Raw genomic sequence first — 15,068 nt, 5'->3', positions numbered from 1 at the left:
ACCCGCCTCTCTCCAAAACCAGCCGGGACAGAAAACCCGGCACATGGGATTCCGCGTCGACTCCAGGTCGTCATCTGACAGCGGCGCCGCGATCAGCCGCGAGCCAGGAACCGGCAACGAACTAACCGACCTGCTCAGTCCGATTCTCCCGTCACCCGTGACCCTGGAGGTTGCGAGGCGGGCAGACTCCCGCGCGCTCGTGAGAAAGCGGGCGAGATCCCAGCTGGCGATGAGAATAACCCGCAGTTGTTACGTGATCAGGCTCACTCTTTGGGACCTCCTTGGTTGTCCCGTCCCACCCAGTAATAACTTTCTCTGAATTCAAAAGACCACCTCTTCTTGGTCCCCAAACTGTCCTAGCATTCGTGAGGGCTCCTCGCTTAGCGAGACTCCTGCCGGATTTTCTGGTGGCTTTCTGCTACCAGTCACATTGTTGCCAACAGCGGTTTCCTCAAAGCCATGTTGACCTGATTTTGACGGTTGGGCTTTGTTAGGACTCTTTCAAGGAGGAAAGACTATGAATTCTGGAAATGCATTCTCCGCCCCGATGTCCCGGCGCCAGCACCTGAAGCTATGGGGCGCGGCGGCCGCGGCCGCACCGCTCCTAGCAGCATGTGGCACCGGCGCCGGCACTTCAACGACATCGACGGGTCGTAAGAACATCACCTTCGTCACGACAGCAGTCTCCGGAACGTCGTCCATGGAGGACTACGTCAAGGCTTACAACGAGTCCCAGGACAAGTACGAGGTGAGTGTCCGCTCCCTCCCGTCCCAGTCCTCCAGCACCGAAGTCCACCAGCAGCTGGTCCAGCAACTCAGCCGCAAGGACGGCAGCATCGACGTTCTCATGATGGACATCATCTGGGTCGCCGAGTTCGCTGCCGCGGGCTGGACAATGGATCTGGGCAAAGACTGGAACCAGGCTGACCGGGACGCTTTCTTCCCTTCCACGGTCGCCGGCGGAACCTATAACGGAAAATACACCGCTCTCCCGTTCAACACGTCCGCGGGTCTGCTGTACCACCGTACGGACCTCCTCCAAGGCGCAGGCGCCAGTGTCCCACAAACGTGGGAGGACCTCACCCGGACGTCAAGCTCCATCATTGCCAGTGGCGCCGCACCCCAGGGCTACCTGTGGCAGGGCAAGCAGGCCGAAGCCTCAATCTGCGATCTGGTTGAAGTCATTGCATCCGCTGGCGGAAGCATCCTGAGCGAAGACGGCAAGAAAGCCACGATTACCGAGGACCCGGCCGTCGAGGCGGTCCAGTTCCTCTACGACAGCATCAACACCACGAAGATCTCACCACGAGACACATTGTCCTGGGACGAGTCGCCCAGCCGACAGGCCTTCTGGGCCGGCAACGCGCCGTTCCTGCGCATGTGGTCCCATTCCTGGAAAGCGACCCAGGATCCCGCCACCTCCAAGGTGGCCGGCAAGGTGGCCTTGGCGAACCTCCCTCACTTTGCCGGAGGGTCCAGCGCATCATGCCTCGCCGGCTACCAGGTTGGAATTTCCGAATCCTCCCGGAACAAGGAAGGCGCTGTTGACTTCCTGAAGTGGGTCATGAAGCCGGAAACCTCTCTGAGCTACTACAACTCCTTCGGATACGCCCCCGGGACCAAGGCCTTCTTTGACCTGCCCGCCATGAAGGACAACCCGATGGCAGCAGCCCTGAACGCGCAAATCCACTCCGGTGGCGTCGCCCGACCTGTAACGCCGAAGTACCCGCAGGTATCCCTGGCCCTGCAGAGCGCACTGTCAAAGGCCCTCACCTCCGGAAACGTCAAGGCTGAGCTGCAGGTGGCCAAGGACAACATCGATCGGATCCTCGGTTCATGACCACCCTTGTCAGGGATCAGAGCGTCCAGCCCCTGCCGGTCACGAAACGCAGCCGGTCGAAGGGACCGCAGGGGAGCCTGCTGGCTGTTCTGCTGCTCGTTCCAGCCCTTGCCGCAACTCTGGCCGTCTCGCTGTTCCCCCTGATCCAATCGCTGTATCTGTCCTTCAGGGACACCTCCCTGGCAGGCTTCTCCGATGCCTTTGTCGGGGGCCAGAACTTCGTCCGACTCATCACCGACGGCCAGTTCCAAGGAGCGTGGCTGCAGACCATCTGGTTCATGTCGACCTCCACTGTTCTGGAAACCATCCTGGGGGTCGGCTTTGCCATCTTCCTCCACGAAAAATTCAAAGGCCGCGCAGTCCTGCGAGCCATGGTGCTGATCCCCTGGGCTATTCCGACCGTTGTGACATCCAAAATTTTTCAACGGATGTTTGATGGCCAGGTCGGTATCGTCAACTTCTTTCTCGAGAAGTTCGGGTTCACCTCGTCCTACATCAACTTCTTGGGTGAGCCCGCCATCGCAATGTGGACGCTCATCGCAGCTGATGTGTGGAAAACGACCCCGTTCATGGCCGTCCTGACGCTGGCCGCTCTCCAAACGATCCCGGATTCGCTGGTCGAATCCGCGCGGATGGATGGCGCCGGACCGATCCGCACGTTCCTCTACGTTCGCTTACCTCTGCTGATGCCGGCAATCCTGGTCGCCGCTCTTGTCCGATGCCTTGATGCCTTCCGCATCTTCGATCTGCCCTACGTCCTCACCGGGGGCGGCCCGGCAGGCAGTACCGAAACCGTCTCAACTCTGGCTTACAAAAGCATGTTCTCAGCGCTGGAGGTCGGGTACGGCTCGGCCATTAACATAGCCATCCTTGTCAGCGAAGCGCTTATCGCGCTGGTCTTTGTTGTCTTCATGGCGCGCCAGTTCAGGAAGGTCGAAGGATGAGCACGCAAACTATGCACGAGGCAAACGATGAGGCGCTCCATTCGGGACTGCCCATCAAACGGGGTACCCGCCCCTCTGCCTACATCCGCCGAGGATTGTTCTGGTTGACAGGGATAGCCATCGGATTCTGGTCCGTGGCCCCGTTCCTCTGGCAGGTCATCGCATCCCTGCAACCGGACGTGAATCTGCTGAACAAGCAGCCCAGTTTCCTCCCCATACCGTTCACGTTCGAGCACTACGAGAACACCTTCGTGGACAGGGGCTTTGGGCAATACGTCGTGAACAGCGCCATCGTCGCCGTCGCAGCCACCGTCATAAGCCAGGTCATCGCGCTTCTCGCGGCTTACTCCCTGGCGCGGCTGCCCATGATCGGAAAGGGCGTCGTCCTGGCGGTCCTTCTGGGCATCTCAATGTTCCCGCACATCGCTATCGTCGGTCCGCTGTACGTGCTCTTCAACCAGTGGGCGTGGCTCGACACGCACATGGCCCTCGTCGGCCCGTACATCGGGTTGTCCGTACCCCTGTCGGTATTCATTCTCACCACGCACCTGCGATCAATCCCTCGTGAAATTGACGAAGCAGCCATGATCGACGGAGCAGGAAAAATGAGGACCCTGTGGAGCCTGATCCTTCCTCTGGCCATGCCCGGCCTGGTCACCTCCGCAATCCTGGCGTTCATCGCAAACTGGAACGAGTTCATGCTGGCGCTGGCCTTTACCAGCACGCCCGAACACCAGACTTCATCGGTGGGCATCGCCAATTTCGCGGACGCCGACTACGCCCCCCTGGGCGACATGGCCGCGGCATCGATTGTTGCCACCATACCGCTGATCATCATCGTGATCTTCTTCCAGCGACGGATCGTTTCCGGACTCACATCCGGCGGCGTCAAAGGGTAGGGGAATGAGCGAGCACAGCCAGAACGAATGGCTCGAAAGATACACCGCTCTCGGTGCGGAACTTGCAACGAAGGGCCGGGAATCCCGGCCGCTGGCCGCGGGGTTTACAGCCTTCGTCGACGCTCTGTACAAGCTCGGTGACGCCTCTCTGGAACGGCTCAGGACGACTGATACGAGCTTGCTCGCGCCAGCGGCAGCAACGGGAATTCAGGAAATACAGAAACGGCTCAGGGAAGGACGCGATGGCGAAATCGTCATCGACGACCCGAATGCCGGAGCCGTCCTCGAGAGCATTTTCGGCGCGCCTGCGCACCTGCGGGGAGGCGGAACGGCTGTCCACGCCTGCGCCAGCTGGGCGCAACTCGGACGCCAGCCCCTGCTGGCGCTCTCCGAGCGGAACACCGACCAGCTGCACGTGCTCCATCCTGCCGCAAGAATCGCCGAGCAGGGACAGCTCCGAACCCCGAAAGAGGTCACAGCCGGGGCCGCTTCGGCGACAAGGAACCACATTCTGGAATTCACTAAGGGAATGCGCTACGGCGAAACTGAGCTCCCACGCTCAAGCCGTATCAGCGTCAGACTCGGACCCAAAGGTCTGCAGCAGGACCCGGACTTCGCCGCCGAATCCATCCTCCTTGGCGCACACGGTGCCGTCGGCCTCGTCTCAGGCCTCAACGGACTACCCAACGAAGACACACAGGGCCTAGCCTGGGTAACCAAACTCGTGAGCGGGTGGAAAGAATCGGGATTCTCATTCGTCCACTGCGAACTGGCCGAGTTCGAGAACCGCGAGCAAGCCCGGCGCATCCTGGACGCCATCACCCCGGAGGTCGATTCCATCGGCATGAGTGCCGACGAGCTGAACTTCCTCACCCGCACCGGCGCAAGCCCAACCGAAAATGCAGCAACAATTGCCGAAGCCATGAACCTGAAACGTGTCGTCGTGCACGGCGACAAACTGGCCTTCAGCATCCACCGACTGGACCCGGTCCTGCAGCAAACCGCCATGATGGCTGGCTGTTTGGCCGCAGCCAACAAAGCCTCTACCGGGGTCCCTCAGGCCGACCTAACGGTGCCCCCGGGCGCGGTCTTTGCTTCCGCCGAAGCCGACCAGCTCCAACAACCCCACGGCTGGCGGCTTTCCGCGGCCGTTAGCCCCTACCTGGAGAAACCCTCCTCGACCATCGGCCTTGGCGACACGTTCGTCAGCGGCGACCTCTTCGTCCAATCTTCACTGTCCTGACCCAAAAAAGCCCAACCCAGAAGGAGAAGCCCCATGGCATCCATCACCACCGATCCCGGCAAGCAGCGCAGCATCCAACGCGTCACCAGCGAAGACGGGTTCTTCAACATTTGCGCAATGGACCACCAGCGCGTACTCAAGTCGATGCTCTCCAATGACCCGGACTCTGTAGAGTTCAGCGATATCGTCCAGCTCAAGGACACCGTCGTGCGCGCCGTTGCCCCCGAAGTCTCCGGGGTACTCACGGATGCACGCTATGGTGCGGCCTTCGTCGTCGCAACCGGTGCCCTGCCGCGCAACGTTGGATCCGTCGTCGAAGTCGGCGACGAGGGTTACGACATCCCGCCTGGCCCCCGCAAGAGCCGCCTTCGGTCAAAATGGTCGATGAAACAGATCAAACTCCTCGGCGCGGACGTTGCCAAGTTCCTCTGGTTCTTCCGCCCGGACGTCAACCCCGAAGTCGCCGAACACCAAAGGACTGTTCTGCGGGAGCTGGTCAAGGAAAGCGAGAAGTACAGCCTGCCCCTGATCGTCGAGCCGATCTGGTACCCCCTGCCCGGCGAAGACGCATCTTCACAGGAGTGGAAGGACCGTCGGATTGACGGCATCGTTGAATCCGCGATCGAAGCGGACAAACTCGGTGCAGACCTGCTCAAGCTTGAGTTCCCCGGCTACCTGGGGTCTCCGGAAGGCGACCGCCGTGCTGTCGAGGCGTGCCAGGCTATCGACGCTGCCGTCACCGCACCATGGCTTATTCTGTCCGCCGGCGTCGGCTTCGAAGAATTCGCCCAGCAGATGGAAATCGCAGCCAAGGCTGGCTCGTCAGGATACATGGCGGGCCGCTCTGTCTGGATGGACGCAGTCACGACCCACGACGAGGCAGACCGGGCCGAGAAGTTCGCTGCAATACGCGGTCGGCTGAGCAAGCTCAACGAGATCACCCGCACCCACGGCAAGTCCGTTGCAACCCACGAGAAGCTCGACGAAGTGCTGGGGCGTCTGCCGGAGTTCTGGTACGAGTCCTGGCACCCCGACAACGACATCTCATAACGTCCTGGTCGCATAGCTCGACGCGAGTCCGCTGATCGCCGACAACTGTCCGCGATCAGCGGACTGTCAGGCACCCTTCCCACATCGCTGTATGCCGCTCGCCATGCCGCAGAAGGCCAGCCGAAAGCCGAGATACGCGGCAGAATGGCGTCGTCAGAGGTCGACAAACAGCCCCTACTGGACAACTGACCGGAACGCCGATAATGGATATTATGTAAAGTCGCTTGCTTTAATCTTCAAGTAGCCGCCTCTTTCTAGAGTATCCGAACCCCCGTCTTCCGGCGCAACGGCGACCCAGGATAAGAGCTCCAAAGGCTGGAGTCGCCGCTCTTGAGCGCGGCACCTCTATGGTTTCTGCGTTGCATTTTGGTTGCTTTCCGTTTGTGGGCCTGCGAGTATTGAGACATGGAAGCAACGACCCGACATGACATTCATTTGGGTACGACCCGGATGAATATTCACGACCTGGTGCGCGAACTCAATGACAACCTGGGTACGACGGTGGTGCAGACTATGGCCGGCGTGAAGGACCGCACGTCTCCGTTCCGCTGGGCGAAGCCTGACGGTCCGGAGCCCCGCCCGGAGGTCGAATCCCGCCTGCGCCTGGGTCATCGAGTCTGGAAGACGCTTGAGCTTGCCGAAGGCAAGCATGTGGCGTTGGCCTGGCTGATGGGCGCCAACCCGCGCCTGAACGAGGAACTTCCCGTCCTTTATATCCAGCAGCAACGTTCCCGTGAGGTTTTGGGAGCTGCCGAAGCGTTCGTGAATGACACTTTCGCCGCATGATCACGACCGCCAAGGTGCGCCAGTGCGACTTGACGGGGCTGACTCTTGTCAGGGCTGCCGCCGAGATTTCGTTCAGGGTGGCGAAGGACCGCTACGGCGCGTTGTCGGTCAGGAAGAATTCCACTGTTGGCCCCATGCCTATCGGAAAAGCCGCAGGCAGCGACTCCCGGGGCCGATACGACAGCATAGGCTCGACGGTCTATCTCGCTGACTCGCGTCAGTGCGCCTATGCCGAGGTATTGCTCGGCTTCCGGCAGCAACGTGCGTCCGTGGCCAAGGCCGCTGAATCCATCGGGTGGACCGTTGAGGACTACATCACCAGTGTCCGGGCTCAGGCCGAGGAGAACGGGATAGACGTCCCCTGGGCCATATCCGTGGACTGGCAAATGGACCGTTCGATTTACGAAATTAGGCTCCCTGGTCAGGGGTGGTGGGTTCAGATCGACGACGCGGCCACCCTCCGCGCCCTTGAATCCCTCACACCAACAACGGCGGGGCTGACCGAACGCCTCCAGCTCCTCACGGCCGGTTCCCTCACCGGTGACGACCGTGATCTGACAACGCTGCTCGCCCACGTCATCCGCGGCACCGTGTTGGACGATGGCTCAGAACCACTGGGTATCAGCTACCCATCAAAGACATTGACCGGAAGGTGCTGGGCCTACTGGGACCGGCGGGCTGACGAAGGCCTCTCCCCTAGCCGCAACGGCCTGCTGCAGCTGACCTCTGAGAATGTCGGACCGGACCCTGAATTCCACCGCGTGGCCGAACTGTACGGCCTACCGGTCCTGGGAGCCCGCCCATGAAATCAAGGAACTCCTCCCGGGCACCGGCCGACAGGTGCCACTTCCTCTGGGCGGCTAGGACCACGGCCTTTGGTAAAGGAGTGCCCCGGTTAAGGGATCAGGCATCTGGTTCTTCGGCACTTTGAGGTTGCTCGGGGGTAATGCGCTGCAGCAGTGCGTCGTGGGCTTCCTGGAGCGCATCTGCGCGGGCCTGGGCGGCGGCCGCCCGGGTTGCTGCCGCCGCAGCTTCGGCCCTCGCTTCCTGGCCGGCTAAGCGTACCTGCTCGAGCTGCTCAACGTTGGTGCTTAGCTGGCGTTCCAGCACCTCTATTTTGGCCACCAGCTCGGAGACAGTGGACTCCTTTTCGGCCGTCACTTTGTCGAGGTCGGCAACAAGCTCGGCGACCTCTTCATTCAGCTCCCTTTTCTCCCGGGCCCAGAGCTCGCCGGTGGCGGCATGGCGCTCATTCGCAAGGGAGGACGCTTCTGCCCAGACAGCCCCGGCCAGACGCGCCGCCTGCTCGAGGATGGCCGGCGGGGTCGCCGCCACCTGCCCCCCGGCGGACTGCTTCTCCTCGGTCCACTCCTTTAAATAGCGGGTGGCGTCGGCGTTACTAACGCCCGCAGCAGATCGAACAGTGGACACGGTCGGGCGCCGCTCGGCGCTGATCTGCTCCGCAGCAGCAAAAACCCGGTCCTTAGCAGTCGAACTCATTCGACATCCTTTGAATAGTAGTAGGAGTAGTAACAAAACTACTCCTACTACTACTTTTTCGCAACACCGCCAAGGCCGGCCATGTCGGCACAGGCGGTGGACCCCCCCGGAGTTAGCGTGGGGCCCGGGGCCAAGGCCGCCGCTAGCGGAGCAGTTGGGGGGCCGCCCACAATTCCTGGAGGGTGCCCGGGGGGAAGTAAGCCAGAGGTTGTTCACTCGACCCCCCATTGACGTCCCAAAGTAGTAGGAGTAGTAAAAGGTCTCCTACTACTACTGGTGCAATGGGACCGCCGGGTCCGACTGTGCCCGGGGGTGATTCGTCCGTAGGCTACCGTGAGGGGGTAAAACCGCTTGGGGGGGTGACCGTGGCTCGGGATGCAGTGCATTCACGGCGCTCTGCTCCGTACTGGGAGTGGGTGGAAATGTACCGGCGGGGCATCGCGCCGGCGAAGATCGCGGCGGTGTGCGGCGCTGGGGTGACCACGGTCCGTTACCACCTGCAGATTGCGGCTAAGAGGGACCCTGGAATCCGCGGCCAGCATGCCGCGGCCACGCCCGTGACGGTGCCGGACCCGTCCGAAGCTTCGCTGCAAAAAATGCAGGACCTCGTGGCGTTTTACCAGGCGGAGGGACGGCTGCCTGCAGCCCATGCGGAGTCGTCCCACGAGCAGGCCCTGGTCAGCTGGCTTTACCGTCAGCGCCGGGAATCAGCGCGGGGAACCCTCTCCCCCATTGTCCGTGATGGCCTGAGCGTTATTCCCGGTTGGGAACAGCCGTCGAGAGGCAAAGCTGCTGACGAGGCCCGGTGGCAGCAGCGCCTGAAGGAAGTCGAAGCGCTCCGGAAAGCCGGCGGTGAATGGCCCCGGCACCAGAAAACCGACGACCCGCAGGAGCGCACACTCGGTGTGTGGCTGCACGGTCAGCGGATCAACTACAACCAGGGAAAGATGGCACCGGAAAAGGCGTCGCTTCTGGACGATGTCCTGCCAGGCTGGCGGCAAGGCAGGAAGCGCAGCGGCGGCCGCCGGGATTCATGAACCGACGTATCGGTTAACCACCGCGGGGCCGCCACCCGGCTACGTCAGCAATCAGTACTTCAGGTCGCTATCGAGGTCTTTCGTTATTCCATTCAACCTAGCGACCAAGGCCTTTTTGCATGAACTTCATTTGACCGATGAGTCCGCGCTTTTTACTGGCCTTTGCTGTGGAACCTGGGGCTTTGGCGACTGCCGCGCTGGGCGGGGTGCCCTGATCCTGGTCGGCACTGAGCCGTGCTTGTACGGCCTCGCGGTCAGCAACCCCTTCGAGGCTGGCCGCCAGTTCCTGTCGGCGCTCGGCTGAGTCGTATGTGGCTCCTGCTTCGTCACGCAACTGCTCGGGACGGTGATTGGCACGGGCGGCTGTCCAGTCTTCAACCAGGCGCCTTTCCATGTCGTCCTCCACGGCTACGCTGTCTGCAAATTTGTGCCGCTGTTCCCAGTTGTGCGCCTCGATGGGTTTGGTCTCCCGGAGCCGGGCCAGCGCTTCGTCCAAGTCCTCCTTTGAGGGCCGATCAACAGCCTCCGCGCGTTTCCTGTCTTCCCGGTCGGCCTCGGCCAGCAGTTGCACAGCCTGGACGTTTTCATCACGGCCGGCACGGCGTTCCTGTTCTGCCTGTTCGCGATCCCGCTCGGCTTTACCCAGGGCCTCCGCCACCGTTGCTTCATCGGCACCGAGGTTGTCCACGTCCAAGCCGTAGCGGCGCTGCACCTGGTCACGGATCACCTCAACCGCGTCGCGCGCCGCCGGGTCGTGGTCCTTCCACGCCGTAGCCGCCTCATGTGCCCTTTCGACGTCGCGGCCGGTGGCTGTGTCCCACCACCGGTCGTCCATGACCGGGGCGAGCTGTGCACGGGCAGCCGCCCGCTCCGCATCGAACCGGGCCTGCAGTTCGCGGGCCTGTTGTTCCTCGGCGGCTTGGGCGCGGCGCAGCTCTTGCTCGCGTGCCCTGGCAAGCTGCTCACCGAGCCGGCCGGCAATAGTCAGCCCTACACGCGATATTCCCTCAAGAGCCTCATCAATGCCGTCAGATTCGCTCATGGTTCCCCTCCTTGGTGTTATCTCTCAATGTCTGTGCGGGTACTCCCGCTTCGGGTGCTCGCGTGGGTGCGTGCCTGCACGTATTTCGGCGGCAGCACGGAACCCGCGGACCGACCGGCAACCTGGCCTGCTGTACTCGCGCGCACCGCGGCCGCCGCTTCGCTATCCTTTGTGGGCGTGATCGCAGGGACCTTGGGTAGTCCGGCCGCGACCTGGCTCAGGTGGTGCTTGACCATGTGGCTGATCTGGCGTGCTCTGCGCAGATCATTTGATGCCTTGTGCATGTCGTGGACGGCCTTGGCGACGTTGAGTAGCTGGCGCAGCATGATTGCCTGTGCGGCGGTTCCGGTGCCGCCCATCGAAGCTGCCATGAGCATGAGCGAGGCTCCGCGGGCAGATGGGCCTGCGCTGCGGACGGGGCGGACCGGGTAGCGCCGCAGTTGTGCTGTCTTGGACAGCTCGTCGGCTGCTGCTGCAAGTGGTCCGGGTGTTGCCTCGGTCGCCGTGGACCAGGCTGCGAAGGCGCCGGATGTCTCGCGTGCAACGTGCGCCCAGGTCGCGTGATCGTCCAGCGGGACGGAGCGCAGCGTTTCGCGGAGGCGGGCAACTTCGTCGCTGTATTGCTCCCACATTTGCGGGTCCGGTTCGTGGGCTTCGCGGCCGATCGTGACCGGGCGGAGTCCACGTGCAGCTGCCTGCCATTCGGCGACCGCGCCGGCCGCCGCTTCCGGGGTGTCAGGCCACTCGGCACGGAGCTTGGGCAGGGCAAGGTCTTTGGCGAGGTGACCGCCGCCGAACCAAACAGGTCGGCCCCCTTTGGGGGGCCGTTCGGCCACGCTGTAGCCGACCACGACGTCGTCACGTCCGGACGCGTAACGCGGCCTGACCAAGGCGCCGGTACGGCGCAGTCGTCGAATGAATTCGGCCTCATCCTGAGCCGAAGTCGCGCAGGCACGGACTTTGCGTTCCAGGGACCGGCGTTCCGGTTCAGGGGCTCCCCGCCGCTCGGAGGCTTCACGTTCTCCCGGCCGGAGGCCACGGGTGGAATGCGTGGGTGAAAGTTCTTCCAGGCCGTACTTTTTCTCCAGCTCGCGGGCGGCTTGTTGTGCCCGGGGGAAGTCCCGCCAGCTGCTCCACTTCGTGCCGTCCTCGCGGACCATGGAGGCAGCGATGTGGATGTGGTCGTTTCCGGCTTTGCTGTGGCCGTGACGGATCGCAACCCATTGGGCCGGCGCCCGTCCGCTGGCTTCGGTGAACCCCATTTCGTCCATGAAGTCCTGTGCAATGTCAGCCCACTTCTGGTCGGTCAGGTCGCCTTCTTCCGCGCGCAGTGAAAGTGAACAGTGCCAGACATGACCGCCGGGAATCTCGACACCCAGGACGCTTCGGGCCCGGTCCAATTCCTTGGCAATGGCCTGAGCGGCATCGGCGTTCAGTTCGTCATCGTTGTGCCAGGCCATGATCGACGGTGAGCCCGCAACCAGGTGCGGGTCGGTGTGTTCGTTCGCCCGGCCTGGGCCGGCAAGGTACGCGATGAGCCCGTGCATGCGGGTGCCCTTGGTGATGTTAGGAATCATCAGCGCACCATCGAATCCAGCATTAAATTGATCCGGTCAGCGACGGCACGGACCCGGGTCAACACCGTGCGCGCTGCTTCCGGGAATTCGTCCGTGGCGTTCGCGTGACGGGCGAGCTGGTTGACGTTGTTCGACAGGGCAGCAAGGTAGCGGCGGGCCGCAATGAATTCCACGGCCATCGCCCGACGCTCAGCCAGTGACTCGGAGTTCTCCGCGTACAGGGCAGCGCTGACCAAAATCTCCGACGGGCTGCGCCCGGTCCGTTCCTCCAGCACCTTCAACTGCGCACGTTCGAACTCCGACATCGACACCCGTACGTACTGGGTGTCACCGTCAATGTTCGCGCGTCGGCGGCGGGAGAACCGGCGCGGCGACTTCGCCTCTTCAGTCATCCCGGTCCCCTCCCCCAATGCCCAGCGCAGCGCCCCGGAATCTCCGGGCCACACCCACGAGTGTGCCCCATCCAGGGCCGCAGGCCGTGGATCAACACGCGGTTATGGCACATAACCACATAGCTTGCTCCGGAAAATCACCCGCGCCTCTGTTTGGCGCTTTCGGTGGTTCCTGGGCACTGCCCTGCAGGACGCTGCGCGTCTGACTTCTTCAAAACGACTGCGTCGTTCCGTTTCGGCTGGTTGAGGCTACTGCCCGGTCCTTCCTTGGCAAGTCTCCGCAGCCGGCTTTCGCGGCATATCCTCGCTTCGCTCCGGTATTCCACGGTCCGGCCGCTCCAACTGGCCAATTCCTTCACCGGTCAAGTTTCGGCAAGCGTGCCGAAAGGAACGCGGCATAGGGCAAGCGAAAGGTACAATTTTGGCTCTCATCTCACCTACGAAAGTGGCCAAGGAATACGGAGTCTCCCCGACGCAGCTGCGGCAATGGCGGCGGCGCGGCATCGGCCCCGAATACTTCCAGTTCACAGCACGAACCGTCAGCTACTCCGACGACTATCTGCGGGACTGGTTCAACGACCCCAGCAATGCCCACCTCCTGGCGCAAGATCCTCCGGCTGCCTCGGACATGTCATGCCAGGATGGGCGAGTCCGGCGGAGCCGGCATCGGTATGATCGTTAGGCTGGATCCATGCCAACCCTCGACATTGAACAGACACGAAACCAAGCCCGCGCGCTGCTGGACTCCCGCATTGAATCCGTCACTGCCCTGGTAAAGAGCCGCCAGCGAATCAACGATCTGCGAGACCAGCTCGTTGCCGCCGAACGCGATGACAAGCGCGCCTACGTGCAGGCCACCCGGGACGGATGGAGCGCGGAGGAACTGAAGAAACTTGGCCTCGAACCCTCCGCGGTAAAGCGCCGGCGGACGACAAAGCGCTCCACCGGATCCGAACAGGATGCCGCCCAGGAACCCGGCACATCCTTCAGCGAACAGTGACCCTAAAACCCACAAAGTGGTGAAACCCAAGCGACAGCGCTGACACCCCTGAAACGCCGCTGCACACAAAAAAGGACCGGATCATTCCGGTCCTTTTTTGTCCTTCGGCAAAAGGAAATCTGTGGTTCACTTTAGCGCATCAGTGAAGGGGCGTTGGTTTAGGCACCCGCGTGCCGGCGGCTTTTAACACCGCGATCCGGACGACGCCAGGTACCCGTCACGTTGGTATGCGCGGCACCTTTGGTGGGCTTTTGCCCAGGCCGCGCTTAATGGCGGTTCGCCGCTGGTGAGTGGCTGCCGTGGTTCGCCCCGGGCGGCGGACCGCCCGGCTTTTGCGAGGTTCCCGGCACGGCCGTGGTGATTGGCGGGGAGCCCTTGCCGGGCGGTGGTGTTCCGCCCGGCAAGGGTTGTTTTAGGCCGCTTGGGTTTCTTCCTCGGTTGGCGTGCCGCTGTCGATGATCAGCTGTTCAACGGTGGATGCCTTGTACCCCCAAAGGACCAGTTGGTTCAGGTAGTCCCTGTGGGTCTGGGAGGGGGAACGCCACGAGTCCTTCGCGATCGTATTCTCATACCCGGCACAGACCAGCGCGATGAGCGAAAATTCGGGCCGTGACGTGGACTTCGCTACATGCGTGCGGAGCGGGTTCCATGCCCAGGTCTTCGCCTCATCAACCTTTGCCCCGACCATTTCGGCGGCTACTTCGCCGTCGTAGCCGCCGGCCGTTTCGGGGTGGTGGGTGATGGCGTGGACCGTGAAGTACTGCCAGCCCTTGGGTGGCTGCTTCTTCGCCAGCAGGCCGGTCACGAATTCACGGCGTACCACCTGCGCGGACAGCATCGCCTTGTTGTTCTCAATTAGGGTTTTGCGTTCCGCCTTTTGTTCCTCAGTCATGGGGCCTTTCTGCGCTGGGCGGCCGCCGTCGTAGCGTTCGTACTTCGGCGCGAAGCCCGTCTCCTTCCACCCCGCGATCACGGAGTGGGTCCGGTGCTGGCCCCGGTAGTCCGTGCTGATCAGAACGGCGTTGGCGTCATCCTCGGTGGCCGGTTCCCCGTCAGCTCTTTTGGCGGCGGTGACATAGAGGTTGTCGTCGTCGGCGTAGTGTCCGGCGTCCTCCACGATGGTCTTTCCCTGGGCTTCCAGTTCGGCGATCAGCTCGGCGAGGGCGGCGGCGCTTTCGCGCCGGTCTCGCAGCCGCTGCGCGACGTGCAGGAGCTGGTCAGGTTCGTCCATGATGACCGACTCGAGCTCGGCCGAGGCCTCTTCATCTGCCTCAAACTCCGCCATGATTAGCGCTTCTTCGATGGTCCATCCTTTGCCCAGGGCGGCGGCTCCCGCGTCGGAGGACTTGGCCTTCAATGCGGACTCGACGGCGGTCTTGGTACGCCCGGTCTTCTTGGCGATCGCGGCCGCCGAGACGCCGATCAGGGACAGTTGGTGGTAGGCGTCGGCTTCGTCCGCTTCGGTCAGTTCAGCGCGCTGGATGTTCTCCACCACTTGCGTCACGATGCGTTCTGCTTCCTCGGGGCTGTCGATGATCATCACCGGGATCAGGGGCCGCTGCGCTTCGACGGCGGCGCGGGTGCGGCGTTGGCCCATCAGCACGTGCACGGTCCCGTCCTCTTTGCGGTGGGCGATGACCGGTTCCATCACGCCGTGTTCCTCGATGCTGGCAATGAAATCGGCGGTCAGGGCGGCGTCCTTACGGACATTGACGTCGACGGTCAGGATTGCCGGGTCGAGCATTTCAAGCGTGGGTG

General features: G+C 62.6%; 15 protein-coding genes. 10 read left to right on the top strand and 5 right to left on the bottom strand.

The genetic code is table 11. The features are described from left to right. Positions 1-517 precede the first annotated feature (517 nt). The 7 genes from Q9R30_RS15395 (at position 518) to Q9R30_RS15365 (ending at position 7,568) form a co-directional block, all read left to right on the top strand. Positions 518-1,840 carry an ABC transporter substrate-binding protein gene (locus Q9R30_RS15395; protein ID WP_311218133.1) on the top strand — a complete coding sequence of 441 codons (1,323 nt, stop codon included), beginning with the start codon at positions 518-520 and terminating at the stop codon, positions 1,838-1,840. Further along, positions 1,837-2,784, top strand: coding sequence for a sugar ABC transporter permease (locus tag Q9R30_RS15390; RefSeq protein WP_311218132.1), 948 nt, complete (start codon positions 1,837-1,839; stop codon positions 2,782-2,784). The genes Q9R30_RS15395 and Q9R30_RS15390 overlap by 4 nt, the downstream gene beginning before the upstream one ends. Then, positions 2,781-3,683: a carbohydrate ABC transporter permease gene (locus tag Q9R30_RS15385; RefSeq protein WP_311218131.1), complete on the top strand. Its 903-nt coding sequence runs from the start codon at positions 2,781-2,783 to the stop codon at positions 3,681-3,683. Before Q9R30_RS15390 ends, Q9R30_RS15385 begins: the two co-directional genes overlap by 4 nt. A 4-nt stretch (positions 3,684-3,687) precedes the next feature. Beyond that, complete coding sequence (locus Q9R30_RS15380) at positions 3,688-4,926, top strand: ADP-dependent glucokinase/phosphofructokinase (protein ID WP_311218130.1); 1,239 nt, start codon at positions 3,688-3,690, stop codon at positions 4,924-4,926. A gap of 33 nt (positions 4,927-4,959) precedes the next feature. Beyond that, complete coding sequence (locus tag Q9R30_RS15375; protein ID WP_311218129.1) at positions 4,960-5,976, top strand: tagatose 1,6-diphosphate aldolase; 1,017 nt, start codon at positions 4,960-4,962, stop codon at positions 5,974-5,976. Between the two features lie 405 nt (positions 5,977-6,381). Beyond that, the gene (locus tag Q9R30_RS15370) at positions 6,382-6,762 is read left to right on the top strand and encodes a hypothetical protein (RefSeq protein ID WP_311218128.1); all 381 of its coding nucleotides are present in this window, start codon (positions 6,382-6,384) and stop codon (positions 6,760-6,762) included. Then, the gene (locus Q9R30_RS15365; RefSeq protein WP_311218127.1) at positions 6,759-7,568 is read left to right on the top strand and encodes a hypothetical protein; all 810 of its coding nucleotides are present in this window, start codon (positions 6,759-6,761) and stop codon (positions 7,566-7,568) included. Before Q9R30_RS15370 ends, Q9R30_RS15365 begins: the two co-directional genes overlap by 4 nt. 97 nt (positions 7,569-7,665) lie before the next feature. Here Q9R30_RS15365 and Q9R30_RS15360 read toward each other — a convergent pair whose 3' ends face one another. Continuing rightward, the gene (locus tag Q9R30_RS15360; RefSeq protein ID WP_311218126.1) at positions 7,666-8,262 is read right to left on the bottom strand and encodes a DNA-binding protein; all 597 of its coding nucleotides are present in this window, start codon (positions 8,260-8,262) and stop codon (positions 7,666-7,668) included. A 365-nt stretch (positions 8,263-8,627) separates the two neighbouring features. On the opposite strand from Q9R30_RS15360, the gene Q9R30_RS15355 reads away from it, so the two are divergent. Beyond that, complete coding sequence (locus Q9R30_RS15355) at positions 8,628-9,299, top strand: helicase associated domain-containing protein (RefSeq protein ID WP_311218125.1); 672 nt, start codon at positions 8,628-8,630, stop codon at positions 9,297-9,299. Between the two features lie 97 nt (positions 9,300-9,396). Here Q9R30_RS15355 and Q9R30_RS15350 read toward each other — a convergent pair whose 3' ends face one another. Genes Q9R30_RS15350 through mobC form a run of 3 tightly spaced genes read right to left on the bottom strand, consistent with a single transcriptional unit; the run spans position 9,397 to position 12,310 of the window. Further along, positions 9,397-10,341 (bottom strand): hypothetical protein, encoded by a 945-nt coding sequence (locus tag Q9R30_RS15350; RefSeq protein WP_311218124.1) that lies wholly within the window; start codon positions 10,339-10,341, stop codon positions 9,397-9,399. Positions 10,342-10,358: 17 nt separating this feature from the next. Continuing rightward, complete coding sequence (locus Q9R30_RS15345; protein ID WP_311218123.1) at positions 10,359-11,918, bottom strand: relaxase/mobilization nuclease domain-containing protein; 1,560 nt, start codon at positions 11,916-11,918, stop codon at positions 10,359-10,361. Then, positions 11,918-12,310 (bottom strand): plasmid mobilization relaxosome protein MobC, encoded by a 393-nt coding sequence (gene mobC / locus Q9R30_RS15340; RefSeq protein WP_311218122.1) that lies wholly within the window; start codon positions 12,308-12,310, stop codon positions 11,918-11,920. The genes Q9R30_RS15345 and mobC overlap by 1 nt, the downstream gene beginning before the upstream one ends. 421 nt (positions 12,311-12,731) lie before the next feature. Between mobC and Q9R30_RS15335 the strand changes: the two genes are divergently transcribed. Then, complete coding sequence (locus Q9R30_RS15335) at positions 12,732-12,992, top strand: hypothetical protein (RefSeq protein WP_311218121.1); 261 nt, start codon at positions 12,732-12,734, stop codon at positions 12,990-12,992. Between the two features lie 9 nt (positions 12,993-13,001). Beyond that, entirely contained in the window at positions 13,002-13,310 is a 309-nt protein-coding gene (locus Q9R30_RS15330; RefSeq protein WP_311218120.1) for a hypothetical protein, read from the top strand. A gap of 412 nt (positions 13,311-13,722) precedes the next feature. Here Q9R30_RS15330 and Q9R30_RS15325 read toward each other — a convergent pair. Further along, positions 13,723-15,068 (bottom strand): ParB/RepB/Spo0J family partition protein (locus tag Q9R30_RS15325; RefSeq protein ID WP_311218119.1); only part of this gene is annotated, 1,346 nt, incomplete at its 5' end.

The sequence above is a fragment of the Arthrobacter sp. AB6 genome, assembly GCF_031844545.1.
In the GTDB taxonomy this organism is placed as follows: Bacteria; Actinomycetota; Actinomycetes; order Actinomycetales; family Micrococcaceae; genus Arthrobacter.
The sequence above is the reverse complement of the archived record's forward strand: the minus strand, read 5'-3'. Positions and strand labels throughout refer to the sequence as shown.

What these genes read in the sequence shown, in the direction of transcription:
- Q9R30_RS15345 (WP_311218123.1), bottom strand. Translation starts at nt 11,918, where the DNA reads ATGATTCCTAACATCACCAAGGGCACCCGCATGCACGGGCTCATCGCG.
- Q9R30_RS15370 (WP_311218128.1), top strand. Translation starts at nt 6,382, where the DNA reads ATGGAAGCAACGACCCGACATGACATTCATTTGGGTACGACCCGGATG.
- Q9R30_RS15385 (WP_311218131.1), top strand. Translation starts at nt 2,781, where the DNA reads ATGAGCACGCAAACTATGCACGAGGCAAACGATGAGGCGCTCCATTCG.
- Q9R30_RS15330 (WP_311218120.1), top strand. Translation starts at nt 13,002, where the DNA reads ATGCCAACCCTCGACATTGAACAGACACGAAACCAAGCCCGCGCGCTG.
- mobC (WP_311218122.1), bottom strand. Translation starts at nt 12,310, where the DNA reads ATGACTGAAGAGGCGAAGTCGCCGCGCCGGTTCTCCCGCCGCCGACGC.
- Q9R30_RS15395 (WP_311218133.1), top strand. Translation starts at nt 518, where the DNA reads ATGAATTCTGGAAATGCATTCTCCGCCCCGATGTCCCGGCGCCAGCAC.
- Q9R30_RS15375 (WP_311218129.1), top strand. Translation starts at nt 4,960, where the DNA reads ATGGCATCCATCACCACCGATCCCGGCAAGCAGCGCAGCATCCAACGC.
- Q9R30_RS15390 (WP_311218132.1), top strand. Translation starts at nt 1,837, where the DNA reads ATGACCACCCTTGTCAGGGATCAGAGCGTCCAGCCCCTGCCGGTCACG.
- Q9R30_RS15350 (WP_311218124.1), bottom strand. Translation starts at nt 10,341, where the DNA reads ATGAGCGAATCTGACGGCATTGATGAGGCTCTTGAGGGAATATCGCGT.
- Q9R30_RS15360 (WP_311218126.1), bottom strand. Translation starts at nt 8,262, where the DNA reads ATGAGTTCGACTGCTAAGGACCGGGTTTTTGCTGCTGCGGAGCAGATC.
- Q9R30_RS15365 (WP_311218127.1), top strand. Translation starts at nt 6,759, where the DNA reads ATGATCACGACCGCCAAGGTGCGCCAGTGCGACTTGACGGGGCTGACT.
- Q9R30_RS15380 (WP_311218130.1), top strand. Translation starts at nt 3,688, where the DNA reads ATGAGCGAGCACAGCCAGAACGAATGGCTCGAAAGATACACCGCTCTC.